General features: G+C 65.1%; 15 protein-coding genes and 1 pseudogene. 8 read left to right on the top strand and 8 right to left on the bottom strand.

All coding sequences use genetic code 11. The features are described from left to right. Positions 1–163: 163 nt before the first annotated feature. Positions 164–1,111, bottom strand: coding sequence for a TAXI family TRAP transporter solute-binding subunit (locus IVB26_RS03765; RefSeq protein WP_247970632.1), 948 nt, complete (start codon positions 1,109–1,111; stop codon positions 164–166). A 355-nt stretch (positions 1,112–1,466) separates the two neighbouring features. Then, positions 1,467–1,946, bottom strand: a complete 480-nt coding sequence (locus IVB26_RS03760) for a hypothetical protein (protein ID WP_247970631.1) — start codon at positions 1,944–1,946, stop codon at positions 1,467–1,469. A gap of 194 nt (positions 1,947–2,140) precedes the next feature. On the opposite strand from IVB26_RS03760, the gene IVB26_RS03755 reads away from it, so the two are divergent. Next, entirely contained in the window at positions 2,141–2,446 is a 306-nt protein-coding gene (locus tag IVB26_RS03755; RefSeq protein ID WP_247970630.1) for a hypothetical protein, read from the top strand. A gap of 168 nt (positions 2,447–2,614) precedes the next feature. Here the strand turns inward: IVB26_RS03755 and IVB26_RS03750 are convergent, their stop codons facing one another. Together IVB26_RS03750 and IVB26_RS03745 are read right to left on the bottom strand one after the other, a co-directional pair. Next, a complete protein-coding gene (locus IVB26_RS03750; protein WP_247970629.1) occupies positions 2,615–3,844 on the bottom strand; it encodes a hypothetical protein in 1,230 nt (409 codons plus the stop codon). A gap of 72 nt (positions 3,845–3,916) precedes the next feature. After that, positions 3,917–4,540: an NUDIX hydrolase gene (locus IVB26_RS03745; RefSeq protein ID WP_247970628.1), complete on the bottom strand. Its 624-nt coding sequence runs from the start codon at positions 4,538–4,540 to the stop codon at positions 3,917–3,919. A 71-nt stretch (positions 4,541–4,611) separates the two neighbouring features. On the opposite strand from IVB26_RS03745, the gene IVB26_RS03740 reads away from it, so the two are divergent. The 6 genes from IVB26_RS03740 (at position 4,612) to IVB26_RS03715 (ending at position 11,105) form a co-directional block, all read left to right on the top strand. Further along, complete coding sequence (locus tag IVB26_RS03740) at positions 4,612–5,037, top strand: PaaI family thioesterase (protein ID WP_247973052.1); 426 nt, start codon at positions 4,612–4,614, stop codon at positions 5,035–5,037. A gap of 302 nt (positions 5,038–5,339) precedes the next feature. After that, positions 5,340–6,350 (top strand): aldo/keto reductase, encoded by a 1,011-nt coding sequence (locus tag IVB26_RS03735; protein WP_247970627.1) that lies wholly within the window; start codon positions 5,340–5,342, stop codon positions 6,348–6,350. 16 nt (positions 6,351–6,366) lie between these two features. Next, on the top strand, positions 6,367–7,680 hold the full coding sequence (locus tag IVB26_RS03730) for a tetratricopeptide repeat protein (RefSeq protein WP_247970626.1): 1,314 nt from the start codon (positions 6,367–6,369) through the stop codon (positions 7,678–7,680). A 197-nt stretch (positions 7,681–7,877) separates the two neighbouring features. Next, positions 7,878–8,474 carry a hypothetical protein gene (locus IVB26_RS03725; RefSeq protein WP_458309357.1) on the top strand — a complete coding sequence of 199 codons (597 nt, stop codon included), beginning with the start codon at positions 7,878–7,880 and terminating at the stop codon, positions 8,472–8,474. Positions 8,475–8,619: 145 nt separating this feature from the next. After that, entirely contained in the window at positions 8,620–10,470 is a 1,851-nt protein-coding gene (locus IVB26_RS03720) for a sensor histidine kinase (RefSeq protein ID WP_247970625.1), read from the top strand. Positions 10,471–10,781: 311 nt separating this feature from the next. Next, a complete protein-coding gene (locus IVB26_RS03715) occupies positions 10,782–11,105 on the top strand; it encodes a hypothetical protein (RefSeq protein ID WP_247970624.1) in 324 nt (107 codons plus the stop codon). A gap of 30 nt (positions 11,106–11,135) precedes the next feature. Here IVB26_RS03715 and IVB26_RS03710 read toward each other — a convergent pair. The 4 genes and pseudogenes from IVB26_RS03710 to IVB26_RS03695 form a co-directional block, all read right to left on the bottom strand. Further along, positions 11,136–11,905 (bottom strand): annotated as a pseudogene (locus IVB26_RS03710) (FAD-dependent oxidoreductase). A gap of 9 nt (positions 11,906–11,914) precedes the next feature. Then, complete coding sequence (locus tag IVB26_RS03705; protein ID WP_247970623.1) at positions 11,915–12,622, bottom strand: RibD family protein; 708 nt, start codon at positions 12,620–12,622, stop codon at positions 11,915–11,917. Positions 12,623–12,642: 20 nt separating this feature from the next. After that, positions 12,643–13,317, bottom strand: coding sequence for an FABP family protein (locus IVB26_RS03700; RefSeq protein WP_247970622.1), 675 nt, complete (start codon positions 13,315–13,317; stop codon positions 12,643–12,645). 66 nt (positions 13,318–13,383) lie between these two features. Beyond that, on the bottom strand, positions 13,384–13,758 hold the full coding sequence (locus IVB26_RS03695) for a hypothetical protein (RefSeq protein WP_247970621.1): 375 nt from the start codon (positions 13,756–13,758) through the stop codon (positions 13,384–13,386). A gap of 501 nt (positions 13,759–14,259) precedes the next feature. Between IVB26_RS03695 and IVB26_RS03690 the strand changes: the two genes are divergently transcribed. Then, the gene (locus IVB26_RS03690) at positions 14,260–17,031 is read left to right on the top strand and encodes an autotransporter outer membrane beta-barrel domain-containing protein (RefSeq protein ID WP_247970620.1); all 2,772 of its coding nucleotides are present in this window, start codon (positions 14,260–14,262) and stop codon (positions 17,029–17,031) included. Positions 17,032–17,055: the final 24 nt, after the last annotated feature.

Here is a 17,055-nt window from a genome sequence, read left to right as displayed (position 1 = left end):
TCAATCCGTCCTTAGCCTGTCCGTGCCGCAATAGCATTGGCACGAGCCACTCGCGCCGTCATGCCCGGGCTTGTCCCGGGCATCCACGATCTTTCTCGCCTGCCCATAGAACGTGGATGGCCGGGACAAGCCCGGCCATGACGCCCTGCAATGAGAGCCGACCTTACTTGATCAGCCCTTTTTCCTTGTAATAGCGGATCGCGCCGGGGTGCAGCGGAACCGGGCTGCCATTGGCCGCCGCCTCGAGCTTGATCTCCTTGCCGGCCGCATGCGCGTTGGCGAGTTCCGGCAGCGACTCGTAGACCAGCTTCGTCATCTGGTAGGCGAGATCGTCCGACACGGCCGAGCTTGTCACGAGGTAGTTCACGACGGCAGCCGTCGGCACGTCCTTGTCCTGGCCCGTATAGGTGTTGGCGGGAATGATCGCGGAGATGAAGGGCGGGCCGATCTTGTCCACGGTTTCCTTCGGCACCGACACAACCGTGATCGGGCTCGAGGTCGACAGGTCCTTCAGCGAGGCGACGCCAAGGCCGGCCGATTGCAGCGTTGCTGCGAGCTGGCGGTTCTTCATGAGATCGACGGATTCGGCGAACGGCAGATACTCGACCTTGCCGAGATCCTTGTAGCTCATGCCGGCGGCGCTGAGAATCGCGCGCGAATTTAGCTCCGTGCCCGACTTCGGCGCACCGACAGAGAGGCTCTTGCCCTTGAGGTCGGCCAGCGTCTTGATGCCGGATTCAGTGGTGGCGACGATCTGGATGTAGTTCGGATAGATCGCGCCGATGGTCCTGAGCTTGTCGAGCTTGGTCTTGAAGCCCGCCTCCTCCTCGCCGTCCCAGGCGGCCTTGAGCGAGTCGCCCAGCGTGAATGCCAGCTCGCCGCGGCCCTGCTGCAGCAGGATCAAATTCTCGACCGACGCCTTGGTGGCCTGCACCTGCGTCTTCACGTTCGGAATCTTGTCGCCGTAGATCTTCCCGATCGCGACCCCCAGCGGATAATAGACGCCGGAGGTGCCGCCGGTCAGCACGTTGATGAAGGATTGCGCCTGCGCGCAAGGTGCCGACGCCGCCAGAACAAGTGCCGCGGCCGCGCCGAAAATCGTCCGTTTCATGGTTGTTGTACTCCCCAAACCGGCGGGGAAATTGGCCGGATGAGAGGGGCGGGTCAACCCATCCAAAAGGCAAAACAGGACTGCGGTAAATGGCCGTTCCGGCTCGATTTTTGCGGAACCCGGGTCGGTGCAGCGAGGTGGCGCAGCAGGAGACTAGCGTGAGGTTCACTCTCAAGCGTGCCGCGGGCTCGCTCACCTCTCCCGCTTGCGGGAGAGGTCGCGCCGAAGGCGCGGGTGAGGGTTTTTTCCTCTGGGGGATTGTCCCGTCGTGGTGACACCACGGCCCTCCCCCGCAAGCGGGGAGGGCGCACACCTCCTACGAGGTGACGATCGCGCCCACAGTCAACTGCACGACTCACTGGAACGTCATGTCCAGGCACTTGGAGATGTCGGAGCCGAGGCCGGAGGAGATGGTGATGCAGCCGCGGATCTTCTGCGCGCTGACGTCGGCGGCCCAGATCGAATAGCCGCCGGGGCCGAAGAACGAATTGGTGTTCGGCGGCTCGGTCTCGGTCGCGTCGAAATCAAAATGGCCGTCGGTCTCGAAGATGCGCGGCTTCTTGATGCAGCCGCCGTCGGTCTGGACGTTGATGACTTCCTTGTTGTCGCGGGTCAGCGCCAGGGAGACCTGGCAGCGGAAATATTCCGAGGTCTTGGTGTTGAAGAGATAAGTGTAGGACTTGCAGGTCGCCGTGTTCAGCTTGCCAGGGGCAAGGCCGCGGCTGCATGAGATGCGCTGGTTGTGGCTGAGCTGGTAATCATCGGCCTGGGCGGCCGGCGCCAGCGCAGTCAGCGACACTGCAGCAGCCCAGCAAAGTTTTATCACATGGCGCATCCGAATCATCCCTGCCAATAATTTTGTCGAGTTGCGTTCTAGACGGAAAGCGGAACATAGTCGCGAGGGGACGAAGGGAAAATCACAAACTACTGGGCAAGACGTGATGCGCTGCGGCGCTTTCGCAAATTGACCCGGACATGCCGTTCGTGATTTGTTCAAACCCGGAATGTCCCGACCGTGGGAGGATGGGAATGACGGCATTTTCAATCAAGCCATTTGCAATCGCAGTCGCGCTCGGCGCCTTTGCCGCGCCCGCATTGGCGCAAGTCCCGGCAACGCCGTGGGACCTCAAGCCCGATACGGGCTACGCCTATGACAAGGAAGGCAAGACCTTTTCCTACAAGATGGGCACCAGCAACGCCGGCGAACTGCTGAAGGGCGCCAAGAAAGTGCCGAAGGGCACGCTGTTCTTCATCGGCCACAACGGCCAGCTCTACATGCGCAGCGGCCCATATCTGGAAGGCGACGGCAAGTTCAAGTTCGGGCCGGATCAGTAAGGACAAAGCTGGCGGGCGATTGCATCGCCACACACTCGGTGTCATCACCCGCGAAAGCGGGTGATCCAGTATTCCAGAGGCCGTCGTGATTGAATCGAGAGGCCGCGGCGTACTGGATGCCCCGGTCGAGCCGGGGCATGACGGCGGAGGATGCGGCAGGGCGAAGGGCTAAAACGCCCCTTCCAGCTCCCTGGCGCCGGCCTTGCCGCTGTTCGAGTCCATCCGCTCATCCGTCACGGCGAGCAGCTTGGCCACCGTGTTGTGGCGGATCGCGACCGGGTTGCGCTCGTAGCCGCCGCGCTGGAAGAAGTTCGAGGTCGGCACCTGTTCGCGCATCGCCTGCGGCATCGTCACCATGTCGAGGCCGGTGCCGTCGCCGGTGAGGTTCATCATCTCGAGCTCGGCCGCGGTGAGCGGGCGGCTGTAGCCCTTGGCGCGGGCGAACAGCACCGAGGTCAGCAGCTTGTGCGTCTGCAACATCGGCCCGACATCGATGTCGATCACCATCGCATGCATGGCCCAGCCCTGCGCGGTGTTGCCGATCTTCTCATGCTCCGACCAGGTGTCGGGCACCGACTTCGCATGCGCCACCATTTTCTTCAGCACGACGAGCTTGTGCTCGAGCGCCTGCCGCGCCGGCCCGGACGTGCGCGATACCTTCTCGGAGAGCGCACGAATGAGTTCGTGGCCCTGCTCGGCCAGCAGCTCGACGCTGTTGGTGGTCAGGAGCTGGTTGTAGCCCATCGCGGTCGAGATCGCGCGCTTGCCGCCATGCTCGATTCCCGCCTGCACGTCGTGGCTGCCGGTGCCGCCGGTCTCGAACGCATAGACCCGCACCGCCTGCTCGCGCGTCAGCCCGGAAGCGAGCGCGTAGCGCGCATAGGCGCGCTTGAACTCGACCTCGCTCGACGGGCGCTGCGGCGTGAACTGGTAGAGCTCCTGCGCCGCGCGCAGGAAATCAGCGACAACTGGGATCGGCCTTTTGACGGGCCGATCCGGCGTTTCCTCAGGCTCCGGATTCACCGGCTTCTTCGGCCCGTCATAGAGCGGCGGATGCTCCAGCACGTAATCATCGAGCGTCGCCTGCTGCCCGCTGCGCCGCTTGGCGTTGCGGCCTTTCCGCTTCTCGGAGATCTGGCTCCAATAGGCCCCGGCCTCGGCGTCGAAAGCGGCACGCGCCGCCTGATATTCCGCGAGCTTGCGGCGATATTCGAGCACGGCCGGCGAGGCGCCGCCTTGGGCAAAAAACTGCGACAGCATCTGAGCTTTGGCATCGCGGACTGCGGGCGGCAGCGCGTCGGCCTCGCCGCCACGCGCGGCGGGCGCGAGCAAGGCGAGCGCGAGTGGAACCAGCGCAAGGCTATGTCGAGAGAGGCTATTTCGAATCGAATGATGCATGCTGCCCTCTTAGCAGGCATCCGGTAACCGTCACGTTAACGCGCCGTTTACCTATTTTTTTCGTCCCTTGCGTCACCTCCAGGCGAACACCGGCTGTTCCAGCTCGGCCACGCGGGTGTGCCGGCCCGCAAGCACCTCACGGAACTGGTAGATCAGCGCCGCGGTCGGCGCGTGGATCAGGCTTTTCTGGTGATGGAAGCGGATCACGCGGCGCGCGCTCTCGGGGATCGCGACGAAATCGAAGGCGTCATCGCGCTCGATGGTGTCGAGCGCGATGCGATGGACGGAAGCGACCTCGTCCGGGTTTGGTTTGATCGCGGCACTGTCGGCAGCCCACACCACCACCGGCGTGATCAGATAGCCCGAGCGGGTCGGATAGTCATCGAGCGTGCCGAGCACCTCCGCACTGGCGAGGCGGAGGCCAAGCTCCTCGTCGAGCTCGCGCAGGGCCGCCTCGACCGGCGTCTCGCCGGCGTCGCAGCGTCCGCCCGGCAAGGCCCATTGGCCGCGATGGGCACGTAAGTGCGATGCGCGTAGCGTGAGCAGGAATGCGGTGTCGTCGCCCTCGCTCGCGGTCAGCGCAACCGCCACCGCCGCACGCTTCAACGTCGCCGGCGCTTCCCCTTCCGGCAGACGCGTGAAGGCGGCGCAGGCTGCCGCGATATTCCGCCGTGTGGCATCGTCGAATTGTCTCATGATGCTTGACTACACCACGTGCGGCCCCGATGAAACGAGATCGCAAGGCCCGCACAGGAACGGACGACGACATGATCAACAAGGCCGCCGCAAGGCTGAAATCGGACGGCTGGAGCATCCTGGAGACCACGGGCTTCATGCACCTGATCGGGCCCCTGTGGGAGCGCAAGGTCGACGGCCATTACGAATTCGCGCTCGCGACCGAGGACAAGCACCACAACCGCCGCGGCATGGTCCAGGGCGGCGTGATGATGACCTTCGCCGACCGCACCTGCGGCATGACCGCCCGCTATGTCTCCGGCAAGGAGTTCATGGCGACGGTGCAGCTCGACACCCATTTCGTCGAGGCCGGCCAGATCGGCGACATCCTGATCTCCCGCCCGCGCGTGGTGCGTTCGACGCGCAGCCTGATCTTCATGAGCACGGAGGTGACGGTGGATGGTCGCTGCATCGTGATGGCGAATGGTGTGTTCAAGATCTTGAAGGGGCCGGGGTAGGCGCGCAGTCAGACCACCGCTCCAACCACACCCACCGCCGTCATTCCCCGCGAAAGCGGGGAATCCAGTACGCCGCGGCTTCTCCGCTCAATCGCATCCGCCTCGGAATACTGGATCGCCCGATTAAGTCGGGCGATGACACCGGGTGTGGGGCACGATCGTCCTTCAACCTCGTCATTGCGAGCGCAGCGAAGCAATCCAGGATCGTTCCGCGGACGCAGCTCTGGATTGCTTCGCTGCGCTCGCAATGACGGGCGTTGCTGGCTATGCTGCCTTCCATTCAAATATCGAGGAAACAGCCCATGCAATACCGCCAGCTCGGCCGCTCTGGCCTGAAGGTTTCGCCGATTTGTCTGGGCACCATGATGTTCGGCGGGCCGACCGATGAAGCCGCGTCCAAGCGGATCATCGCGAAGGCGCATGATGCCGGCGTCAACTTCATCGACACGGCGGATGCCTATTCGAAGGGCGGCTCCGAGGAGGTCGTGGGCCGTGCCATTGCCGGTGATCGCCACGCCTGGGTGCTCGCCACGAAGCTCGCCAACTCAATGGGCAATGATCCCAATCGCGGCGGGCTGTCGCGGCGCTGGATGTTGCAGGCCGCCGACGAGAGCCTGAAGCGGCTCGGCACCGACCACATCGACATCTACTATCTGCACAAGGAAGACCATGCGACGCCGCTGGAGGAGACGGTGCGCGCGATGGGCGATTTGATCCGCGCGGGCAAGGTGCGCTATTTCGGCGTCTCGAACTACCGCGCCTGGCGCGTTGCAGAGATCTGCAACATCTGCGACCGCCTCGGGATCGACCGTCCCGCGGTGAGCCAGCCCTATTACAACGCCATGAACCGCATGCCCGAGGTCGAGCATTTTCCGGCCTGTTCGTATTACGGCCTCGGCATCGTGCCCTACAGCCCGCTGGCGCGCGGGGTGCTGACCGGCAAATACAAGCCGGATGCCATCCCGGACAAGGAAACACGCGCGGGCCGCAACGACACCCGCATGATGCAGACCGAATGGCGGCCGGAATCGCTCCAGCTCGCGCAGGAGATCAAGACTCACGCCGAGAAGAAAGGCATCACCGCCGGCCAGTTCGCGGTCGCCTGGGTGCTCAACTCCGCCTTCGTCTCCTCGATCGTCGCCGGCCCACGCACCGAGGAGCAGGGGGACGGCTACATCGGCGCGCTCGACTATCGCTTCACCGCTGATGACGAGGCACTGATCGACCGGTTGGTCGTTCCGGGCCATCCCTCGACGCCGGGCTACAACGATCCCGCATACCCGATCGAAGGTCGCCGCGCCCGGACGGCGTGAACTCTTGGAGACGACGATGGCGCATCAAGACCGCTACGGCCTGCCGCTCTCCACCGAATCCGATGCGGCAGCAAGCGCCTATCGCGAAGGCGTCGACCTCATGCTTGCGGGGTGGACCGGCACGGCGGAGACTCTGGAGCGCGCGATTGCGGCTGACCCGGATTTCGCGCTTCCCCATATCGCCCGCGCCCGCGTGCACGCTTTCTACCAGCAAGGCGATCTCGCCCGAGGCAAGGCGGCGCTCGCGCGCGAGCTGGTGGCCAAGCGCGGCACCGAGCGCGAGCGCGCGCATGTCGAGACGCTGGCGCTCGCTATCGAGGGCCGCTTGCCTGAGGCGATCGCATCGACGCTGAAGCACATCGACGAATGGCCGCGCGATGCATTGGTGCTGTCGCTGCCGCTCGGCGCGTTTGGCCTGTTCGCCTTCTCCGGCATGGCCGATCACGACCGCGCGCGGCATGAGCTATGCGAGCGCGTCAAGCAGCATTACGGCGAGGATTGGTGGTTCCTCACCATGTATGGCTGGGCGATGACCGAGAATGGCGACGTCGCGCGCGGCCGCGGCGTGACCGAGCGCGGCTTCAATTTGCGCCGGGCGAACGCCCATGCCGCGCATGCGGTGCTGCATGCGATGTTCGAGGACGGCTCGATCGAAGCGGCCGACCGCCTCGTCGACGAGTGGATCCCCACTTACGACCGCGCCGGACTGCTGCACGGCCATATCCGCTGGCACCAGGCGCTCGGCGCGCTCGAGCATGGCGATGCGGCACGCGCGCTCGCGATCTATGCCGACGTGCTCCAGCCCTTGGCCACGCAGGCGCCGCCGCTCAACGTCATCACCGACGCCGCCTCGCTGCTCTGGCGCCTGTCGGCTTACGGCCACACCGTGCCGAGGCCGCTGTGGCAGGAAGCCGACAACGCCGCGCAAAAACTGTTTCCGAAGTCGAGCCTGTCTTTCGCCGACGTCCACATGGCGCTGTTCGCGGCCGCGACGCAAAACCGCGCGGCACTCACCACGCGCCTTGCGACCATCGAGCAGCGGCTCGCCGAGGGCAAGCTGCCGGCCGGCCCCGTCGTGCCGGCGATCTTCCGCGCACTGGCGGCCTTTGCGGATGAGGATTACGCGTCATGCGTGCGAACGCTCGCGCCGGTGCTCGGCGAGGTCGTGCGGATCGGCGGCAGCCATGCCCAGCGCGAGTTGATCGAGGACACCTTTGTCGTCGCGCTCATGCGCAGCGGTGAGCTGCCCCGTGCCCGCGACCTGCTGGACGCCCGCCTGCACCGCCGGCCGTCCCTGCGCGACAGGCGCTGGCAGACGGCGATGGGCTAAGCTTCGCCACGAAAAAAACACCGGTCTGACGGCAAGTGCTGGCGGGACGGGGTGGGCGATTTTGGCGAATTCGCCGTTGGGGTGGCGCGGTGGTATTCCAGACGGGACTTGCAGGACAAACGGGATCGCAACCAATCTGCGGTTCGATGGTTGTGATGCGGAAATTTTCCCTGGTTCCCTGGCACGTGAGCCCTCCGATGCGCCTCTGCCGACCGCCGCTGGCCGCCATGCTGGCTTTGGCCGCCACCCTCGCCGCTTCGGCAAGCCCTTGTTTTGCCGAAACTTCCGCCCCGATCCCGGTCCACAATCCTCCGGCGCCGCAGAACGCCTATATCGACCTGCTGGCGCTGATGTCCGGTCACTGCAAGACCTTCAAGGTCGCCGGCCGCACCTTCGCCTGCAAGACGGTGGCCTACGCCCATGGCGACAAGGGCCGGGTCAATTTCGCGGTCGCGGTCGACGATCCCTCCGACGACAGCCACGTGGTGTCGTTCTCCGGGGAGAACGGCAAGCGCGCCGACGACAATTCCTACGAGCTGCCGATCGACCGCATGCTGCTCAACTCCAAGCACCGTCCCAAGGTCGACGGCCTGCCGGTGCCGGCCGAGCAGACCTCTACCGGCCTCTGCCGCCAGACCGGCAATTTCGCCGCCAGGAAGGTCAACGACGTCACCTGCTCGGCGACCGACAACGAAGGCCGTCGATATGAACTGCTGTTCGTCTCCGACGGTAAGCCGGTGAGTGTGCGCCGCATCCGCCAGTCGTCGCCGTCGATCCAGGATCCTTTCAAGTAGCGGCACTTCGTCCCGCCTTGCGTGATAGCGCAACCGTCGCGCATCGCTCCGTTGAAACTCCAGGTCAGCCGGTTATGCTCGCGCACGCGTCCTCATCGCGGAGGCGCGACTGCAATGGGGGCGGGCCGACGGTCCAGCAACGCGTATGATCACCGGGCTGGTGCGCATCCTGATCGTCTGCCTGCTCGCAAGCCTGTCGCGTGAATGCATCGCGGCCGACGGCAAGCGGCAGCGTTCGATCCTGGTGCTCGAAGAAGCCGATTTCCGCTCACCGTTTTATTCCGAGATCTTTGCCGGCATTCGCGCCGCCGCAAAGCAGAGCGGGACGGCTCACACGGTGACCTACGGCGAAAGCCTCGATCTCACCCGCTTCCCGGGACCCGGCTATGAAGAGAGCCTGGTCGGCCACCTCAGGACCAAATATGCGCAGCGGCCGATCGACGTCATCGTTTCGATCGGCGTTGCGTCGGCGAAATTCCTTCAGAAGCGCAAGCAGGAGATCTGGCCAGGCGCGCCCGTCGTCTACGGCTTCGTGCCCGATCTGCCCGAGACGCGCGCGCTTTTCCTGCCCAACACGACGGCCGTCTTCGCACGGGTGCGACCGGCGCAGCTGCTGACCGCAGCCCGCGCCGTCGTGCCCGACCTGAACCATGTCGTGCTCGTCGGCGAGGCCTGGAAGAATCCGCTGACCTACGGACAGTGGAAGCAGGATTTCGCGGCCGCAATGCCCGACCTCGAAGTCACTGATCTGTCCGGCGCAGTGCTGCGCGAGGTCCGCGAACACCTCGCCTCCCTGCCTGCCCGCTCTGCGATCCTGACCTCGGCGATGTATTCCGACGGCGAAGGCACCTATTATTCGCCGGCCTCGGCGCTCGCACGCGTCGCCGAAAAGGCCAACCGCCCGATCATCATCACGTCCGATACGTTCCTCGGGCGTTCCGGTGTGGGCGGATTTCTGCTGCTGCCCGAAATGATCGGACGGGAGGCCGGCGAAGTGGCAACGCGGATCCTCGACGGCGAAGCACCGTCGAGCATCGTCCCCTTCGCCGGAGACAACGTGAAACCGATCTTCGATTGGCGGGAGCTGAGACGCTGGAACGTGAATGAAGCCAACCTGCCCCCCGGCAGCGAGATCCGTTTCCGTGAACAGACCTTCTGGCAGCAGTATCACTGGCACGCCACCATCGTCGCGAGCGTCGTTTTGGTGCAGGCGCTGATGATCGCCATCCTGCTGCGCGAGCGCCGCTTGCGCTTCGTGGCGGAGGTCGAGGCGCGTCAGCGCATGTCGGAGCTTGCCCACTTGAATCGCCGCGCAACCGCGGGCGAGATGTCGGTCTCGCTTGCCCACGAGCTGAACCAGCCGCTTGCCGCCATCCTGATCAATGCCGAGACGGCCCAGCAGATCTTGCGGAATCCGGCGCCTAACCTCGACGAGGTCAGGGACATATTGGACCACATTTGCCGGGACGATCAGCGGGCCGCGGAGGTCATCAGCCGGCTGCGCGCGTTTCTGAAGCGGGACCCGACCGAACGGCGCGAGCTCGACCTCAATGCGATGGTCGGCGAGGTCTTTCGATTCCTCTCCGTGCAGGCGCTGACGCACGATGTCGAGCTGGTGACCGAGCCCTCATCCGGAGAGATCCGCGTCAAGGCCGACAAGATCCAGCTCCAGCAGGCCATTCTGAATCTCGTCGTGAACGGCATAGATGCAGTGGCGCATCTACCGGACAAGCGGCGCCGCGTCGTCGGCCGAACCAGCCTCGCAGATGGCAATGTGGCCCTCGTCTCCGTCGCCGATACCGGTGACGGGATCCTCGCGGAAAAGGTGACCGAGATCTTCAAGCCGTTCTTCACGACCAAGGCGCAAGGCATGGGCATCGGCCTCTCGATCGCCCATACCATCGTCAAGGCGCATGGCGGGCGTATCTGGGCCGAAAACGTACCGTCGGGGGGCGCCGTCTTTCACGTCAGCCTGCCACTGGCAGCGCCGCGATAGCGGCGCCCGCAGGCGCCAGTGGCGCCGTCGGTCGTCACGCGAACGCCTTTTCCAGCCGCCGAGGACATCCATGCGATCGAATCTGAATGGCGAGTTCGCCCGCATCGGGTCCACTGGGGACGCGAGCGCGTCATTCGCGGCCAAGTGATGGCAGCAATGCGATCAACCCCGTTGATGCGACAATAAATCTCACGAAACCCACTCATGAGCGATTCGCGGCATCGCGATACTGCGTCGTTTCGACGCCTGCACTGGCCGGAACGCGGCGAAGGCCCATCTGTTGTCACACGACATTCAACTGGAGTGATGACATGAAGTATCTCATTGTCGCGATGGCGGTCGGAGCTGCGGCGCTTGCCGGCGGATCGGCGGCGAACGCGGCCGACAATTCAAGCGCGAAGCGGAACGCGCCGGCCGGCCAATCGACCGACATCAGTGCGCAGCACCGGCACCACCATCACGGCCATCGCCATCATTGGCGCCATCATCACCACCATCACGGTTATTACCGTCCGCACTACCGGAGCTACGGCTATTACCCCAGGCATCACGGCTATTACGGCGGCGGGCCGTACGGATATTACGGCGGCGGCGGCCCCAGCGTGACATTCGGCTTCGGCGGCAGTCGCTGGTGAGAGATGAGGCCCGCAGAGATGCGGGCCTTTTTATTGACGTCCTGATTTCCGCAGGATCATCCCGGCCGTCTCCAGGCCGCTCGCCAGGGCGGCTTCCACCGTGCCCATGTCAGCTCCGCGATAGAGCGCTTCACCGGAGAACAACACCAGGCCGTCGGCACGCGCGAGGATCGCTTGTGCCGCGCGCGTCCGCGGCGTCGCCCAGGAATAGGCGCCGCGAGCGAATGGTCCGCCGCCAGAAAGTCGATCAGCGCGCCATAGCCGCCATCGATGCGCGCCTGCGGCGCGTGCCCGCCATCCATCCATTCCTCGCGCAGTGCCAGCGTCGAGGCGCGCTCGGGGTCGGCCGCGTCATAGCCCTCGACCATCCGCCCGATCGAATGGCGCATCGGCGCATAATCATCCCCGGCAAAATGCCGGCGCAGGAACTCGGCGACGGTGAGATCGTCCTTCAAGTCCCTTAGCACGGCTTGAAGCTCCGCCTCGTGCGGATCGTCGCCCTGTTCGCGCGAGAGCGTCGTCCCGTCGAAGCTCCACTGCTCGCCCTCGATCTCCTGCAGCGACAGCCCGGCCTCGCGCAGCAGTCCGCGCGTGACCGGCGCCTCGCCATGAACGAATTCGGCGCCGCCCGCAGCGGGATAGCCGAACTCTTCAGCCGGCAGCGGATGGATGCGGCCGCCGCAGCGCCCGCGCGCCTCCAGCACCGTGACCTTGCGGCCGGCACGCGCCAGCTCGCGCGCCGCCATCAGGCCGGCCGCGCCTGCGCCGACGATGACGATATGCTCTGTTATCTCGGGCATGGCCGCGCGCTACCGATTCGCGGCTTGCGGATCGTTCTTGATCAGATAGCGCAGCAGCAGGACGCCGCCGCCGAGCTCGCGCGTGCTCTCCAGCGTCATCGCGGCGATCGGCGCGCGCTTGTCGCCCTCCCCCTCCGTCGAAGAAAACACGAAGGGCGCGCCCGTTGCGCCATCGATCGCGGGGCTGAGGATCAGGTTGAATTCGTCGATGAGACCGGCACGCAGGAACGCGCCATTGGCAACGCCGCCGCCTTCCACCAGCAGGCGCTTCACGCCTAGCTCTCGGGCGAGAATGTCCAGTGTCAGCGCCAGATCGATCTCGGACTTGCCAGCAAAGATGTAGGATACGCCCTCGCCGCGCAGCGCCGCGAGATGCGAATCCGGCACGCTCTCGGTCAGCACGACGACGATCGGGTCGCCACCGATGTCCGAGCGGCCCCAGCCAATCTTGCCCTGCGCATCGAGCACGACGCCATAGGTTTTCGCGTCGCGCCGCGCGAACCAGTTTTCGCGCGGGAGTTTCGCGTCATTCACGGGATAGGGCTGGCCCTTGGCGAACTCCGACCCGGTGACGCGGCCGATCACCCAGGCATCGCCGCCGAGCTCGTCATGAATCTTCTCGAACCAGTCCGTCCCCGCCCCCTTCGGTCGCCAACGGCTGGGGTGGGTGCGGCCATCGAGGCTGGAGTGCATCAGGCAGATGACATACGGTTTCATGCAAGCCTCCGGGCAGCGCTTCAGGCCGCTGAGCCATTGCCGGGCGCATTCTCCTTGGCGCGATCGTTGACGATCGCCGCGAGCGGATTGAGCTCCGGCGGCGCCACCAGCTGCAGCGTGTTGGTGTCGCGATGATTGAACGGCGCGCCGCGCACGAACAACTCGGTCTGGATCAGATAGGTCCAGCTGCCGTCGTCGTTGAAGGTGATATCGCAACGGTAAGCATCGGTGCGGAAGGCTTGTTCCAGAAAATCGGTCGAGCAGATCCCGTAGGCGGTGTCGCCGCGCTTCGCGGTGACGGAGATTGTCCTGTCATCAGGCCCGGCCTTGCCCGAGGCCAGCAGCACCTGACCGCGCGGAATGGCCAGCGTCTGCATGATCAGTCCGGTCGCGGGCTCCCACAGCCAATAGCCGACCTGGTCGTGGAAGGTGATGTCTTCCTCGGGCGTGTTGATGTGGATGTGATAGCGCAGCCCATAGAGGAGCTGCGGCCCGTTGGCCTGCGGATCGATCGGGTCCATGCGGATGCGCTCGATGAACGTCCGCCGCTCCGGACCCTCCGCCTTCGGATTGATGTCGATGCCCTTGTCCGCCTGCCAACGGCCTGCGAGGCGGCGGAGCGGGCCGAGATTGGCAAGGCCGTCGGGCGAGGCGTCCTCGCGCTCGGTGAAGATGTCGGCGGGAATGGGGAGCATGGCGGCCTCACGTCGTTGCGGAGGCAGCAATAGCATGAGAGCGCGGGCGTGGCTCGTGCTCAGACCTCACGATCGCGAATGACATAAGCGCCATGCGCAGGTGATCGTGGGTTTGTCGCCCGACTTGAAGCTCGACTGGCAGCCTTCGACGCAGTCGTTCGTGGTGGCGGCGAGCTTGGCAAGCTTCGCGACGTCCGACGTCGGCACGGCCGTTGACGGCGTCGAAGAGACCAACCTGTTGCCGCGAATGGCGGCATGATGCACCGGCTTGTGAGGTCTCGCCATCTGCTTCGGTGCTTCGACGGTGACACCGGGAAGCTGGGTGTCGGCTCCGGTCGGCGTCGGTTGCGACATCGCCGTGCCACTCAAGCCGCACAGCAGCAGGGCAATCGACGGGATGGCGACGCCGGCACGAGCGACCAAGCGTGGCGACAACGTCATGAACCATGTTCTTCCCAATGCGGGGACAGTCAATTCCGTCCCGAAAGTGAGAATATCACGCACGAATTGAGGTTGCATCGCGGAAACGTGCAACTCGAGACGCCATGGACACAATCAATGTCGCGTCAGCCCTAGCCGCGAACGACGACCGGGAATCTCCACCTGAACATATGCCCAATTTCGAAGTGTATCGTGGCCGTATTGCCACTCTCGCGCTTTTGCTGCAGGCCATCGATTGTTCTTTATTGCCACTGTTTTGCCGAGCCAGATATCGTAACTCGTCAGAAACATTCGGATCCTGAAGGGCCGGATGCGCCAAGGATTGGTGCACCAGCGAAGGTTCAGGATCGCACAACAGGCTTATGTGACGGAGCGATGTCGCTTTCTTCCCGCCTGCCGCTCGCATCGAGTTGTGCGCCTCGTCACACATCCCGGCTCGGGCGAGCCCTGCTCGTCACCACGGCTTTGTCGTCCTTTCCTGAGTTGGCCTCGGCGCAAAGCGTGTGGATCGGGATATCGGGCAACGGCAACAGCGGCGCCTGGGGAACGGCTACCAACTGGTCGCCGAACACGGTGCCGAACGCCGTGGGCGCGGAAGCGGTCTTCAGCGGCACGCCGCCTGCAGGCGCCTATGCCGTCGACCTCGGCAACAACACCTACACGATCGGCACGCTCCGCCTGCAGTCCGCCACGCGCTACGTGATCGCCAACTCCGCTGGGGCCGCCGGCACCATCAACTTTCAGGTGGCCGCGGGCAACGCGCTTCTGGCGGTGACCGCCTCGAACACGCAGACGCCCTTGTTCGCCAGCTCGGCGGACACCGTCGGCCCGGTCAATATCAATCTGAGTTCGAGCCTCGACGTGAACGTGGCCGCCGGTCAATTCCTTCGGTTCGGCAACGCCACCACCATCACGGGCGCCGGCGATCTGAACTTCATCGGCGCGGGCACGGTCCAGCTGGACAACGCCAACACCTATACCGGCCAGACACGGCTGACCGCCGGAACGGTCGTGCTGGAGAATCTCAATGCTCTCGGCAGCGGCTTTGTCCACTTCCAGGGCGGGACCTTGCGGGCAAATGTCAGCGGCACGCTCTCGGAAGGTTTCGTGGTCGATAGCGGCGGCACCGCGCACATCATTGCGTCAAACGGTGTTACGCTGAATCTCGGAGGTGCCTTCAGCACCGCTCCCAATGCTGCGGCGATCCAGTTCGGTGAATCCGGCAACACCGGCATCATCGTATGGAACAACTTACCTTCCGCCTTCAACGGTCCAAACGTCTTCACCCTCGACGTTCTCGGCGGAACGTTGCGTGCTGCGCCGGCCAGCAGCACGCTGAGCAATTTTGCGAGCATCGCCGTCGCGACCAACGTCGCAGCGGGGGCGACGCTCGATTTCGGCACCGGCGTGAAAAACGTCCGCAATCTCCAGGCGGCAGGCACCGTCAATGGCGACAACGGAGCGATCAATATCGGCGGCGGTCAATCCAGCGGTGCCATTACCGGCGCGACCGGACTTGTGGCCGCGGCCGCGGGCGCATTTACGAGCAATACCGGCATCCTGACCTTGTCCGGCGCCAACACCTACACCGGCGCCACGACGGTCAATGGCACGCTGGTGGTGAACGGCTCGATCGCCGCATCAACCCTCACCACCGTCAACAACGGCGGCACCCTGACCGGGACCGGCACGGTCGGAAACACGTCGATCAATGCAGGGGGCAGGTTCGCGCCCGGCTCCGGCCTGCCCGGCAGCGCCATGACCGTCGCCGGCAACCTCGCCTTCCAGTCCGGCGCGCTCTACCTCGTGCAGGTCGATCCGTCGAACGCCTCGAAGGCCAACGTGACCGCCGGCGGCGCGGCATCGCTGGCCGGCACGGTGCAGGCCTCGTTCGCGGCGGGAAGCTACGTCACGCGCAGCTACACGATCCTTTCGGCCGCGGGCGGGCTGGGCGGCACCACCTTCGACGGCGTGACGACGAGCAGTCTGCCCACGGGGTTCAAGGCCAGCCTCGGCTATGCCGGCAATGACGTGATATTGAATCTTATCGGCCAGCTCGGCGCCAGCGGGCTCAACCAGAATCAGCAGAACGTCGCCAACGGGCTGAACACCTACTTCAACAATGGCGGCGCGCTGCCGCCCGGCTTCGTCAGCATCTACGGGCTCACCGGCGGCAATCTCGCCAACGCCTTGTCGCAATTGTCGGGCGAAGCCGCAACCGGCGCGCAGCAGAGCGCGTTCCGCTTCATGGGCCAATTCCTCGGTCTGATGCTCGATCCCTTCGTCGACGGCCGCGGCGGCGCAGACGGTGCGAGCAACCTCGCGCTCGGCCTTGCGCCGGATCGTGACGCGCTGCCCGAGGACATCGCGCTGGCCTATGCCAAGGTGATGAAGGCGCCGGCGTACAAGGCATCGCCGCCTCCCGGCTTCGAGCAGCGCTGGACCGCCTGGGGCGCGGGCTTCGGCGGCTACAACAAGACGAGCGGTGATCCCATCGTCATCGGCAGCCACGATCTGACGGCGAGCGTAGCCGGTGTCGCCGCCGGCCTCGACTATCGTCTCAGCCGCGACGCGGTGATCGGCTTCGCGCTTTCGGGCGGCGGCACCAAGTGGGATCTCGCGCAGGGGCTTGGCGGCGGCAAGAGCGATGCCTTTCAAGCCGGCGTCTATGGCGCGGTACGTTCGGGCCCGGCATATCTCGCCGCCTCGCTCGCCTTCGCCAATCACTGGATGTCGACGGATCGCTTCGCGCCGTTCGGCGATCATCTCACCGCGAGCTTCAACGCCCGGAGCATCGGCGCCCGTCTCGAGACCGGCTATCGGCTGGGCACGCCCGCATCCGCCGTCACGCCCTACGGCGCGCTCCAAGCGCAGGGCTTGCGCACACCGAACTACACCGAGACCGACCTTGGCGGCGGCGGCTTCGGCCTGACCTACGATGCCCGCTCCGCAACCGACCTGCGCAGCGAGCTGGGCGCGCGCGTCGACCATCTGGCCGTGACCGGTCCGTCCGCGGTCCTGACGTTGCGCGGCCGGCTTGCCTGGGCGCATGACTGGGTCAGCGATCCCTCGCTGACGGCCGTGTTCCAGGCGCTGCCCGGCGCAAGCTTCGTGGTGAATGGCGCAGGTCCGGTGAAAGATTCCGCGCTTGCATCCGCCGGCGCGGAGTTGAGTTTCGCGAACGGCGTGTCCCTGCTTGCCAAGTTCGACGGCGAGTTTGCGAACCATGGCACCAGCTATGCCGGCACCGGCACGCTGCGGGTGAACTGGTAGTCATCGCCGCCGCAGCCGAAGTCC

The organism is Bradyrhizobium sp. 195, assembly GCF_023101665.1.
In the GTDB taxonomy this organism is placed as follows: Bacteria; Pseudomonadota; Alphaproteobacteria; order Rhizobiales; family Xanthobacteraceae; genus Bradyrhizobium.
Note: the sequence above shows the minus strand (reverse complement) of the source record. Positions and strands in the feature narration are given on the sequence as shown.

Bases quoted from the DNA above. Each gene is read 5' to 3' on its own strand.
- IVB26_RS03765 (WP_247970632.1), bottom strand. From the start codon at position 1,111: ATGAAACGGACGATTTTCGGCGCGGCCGCGGCACTTGTTCTGGCGGCG.
- IVB26_RS03760 (WP_247970631.1), bottom strand. From the start codon at position 1,946: ATGCGCCATGTGATAAAACTTTGCTGGGCTGCTGCAGTGTCGCTGACT.
- IVB26_RS03755 (WP_247970630.1), top strand. From the start codon at position 2,141: ATGACGGCATTTTCAATCAAGCCATTTGCAATCGCAGTCGCGCTCGGC.
- IVB26_RS03750 (WP_247970629.1), bottom strand. From the start codon at position 3,844: ATGCATCATTCGATTCGAAATAGCCTCTCTCGACATAGCCTTGCGCTG.
- IVB26_RS03745 (WP_247970628.1), bottom strand. From the start codon at position 4,540: ATGAGACAATTCGACGATGCCACACGGCGGAATATCGCGGCAGCCTGC.
- IVB26_RS03740 (WP_247973052.1), top strand. From the start codon at position 4,612: ATGATCAACAAGGCCGCCGCAAGGCTGAAATCGGACGGCTGGAGCATC.
- IVB26_RS03735 (WP_247970627.1), top strand. From the start codon at position 5,340: ATGCAATACCGCCAGCTCGGCCGCTCTGGCCTGAAGGTTTCGCCGATT.
- IVB26_RS03730 (WP_247970626.1), top strand. From the start codon at position 6,367: ATGGCGCATCAAGACCGCTACGGCCTGCCGCTCTCCACCGAATCCGAT.
- IVB26_RS03725 (WP_458309357.1), top strand. From the start codon at position 7,878: ATGCGCCTCTGCCGACCGCCGCTGGCCGCCATGCTGGCTTTGGCCGCC.
- IVB26_RS03720 (WP_247970625.1), top strand. From the start codon at position 8,620: ATGATCACCGGGCTGGTGCGCATCCTGATCGTCTGCCTGCTCGCAAGC.
- IVB26_RS03715 (WP_247970624.1), top strand. From the start codon at position 10,782: ATGAAGTATCTCATTGTCGCGATGGCGGTCGGAGCTGCGGCGCTTGCC.
- IVB26_RS03705 (WP_247970623.1), bottom strand. From the start codon at position 12,622: ATGAAACCGTATGTCATCTGCCTGATGCACTCCAGCCTCGATGGCCGC.
- IVB26_RS03700 (WP_247970622.1), bottom strand. From the start codon at position 13,317: ATGCTCCCCATTCCCGCCGACATCTTCACCGAGCGCGAGGACGCCTCG.
- IVB26_RS03695 (WP_247970621.1), bottom strand. From the start codon at position 13,758: ATGACGTTGTCGCCACGCTTGGTCGCTCGTGCCGGCGTCGCCATCCCG.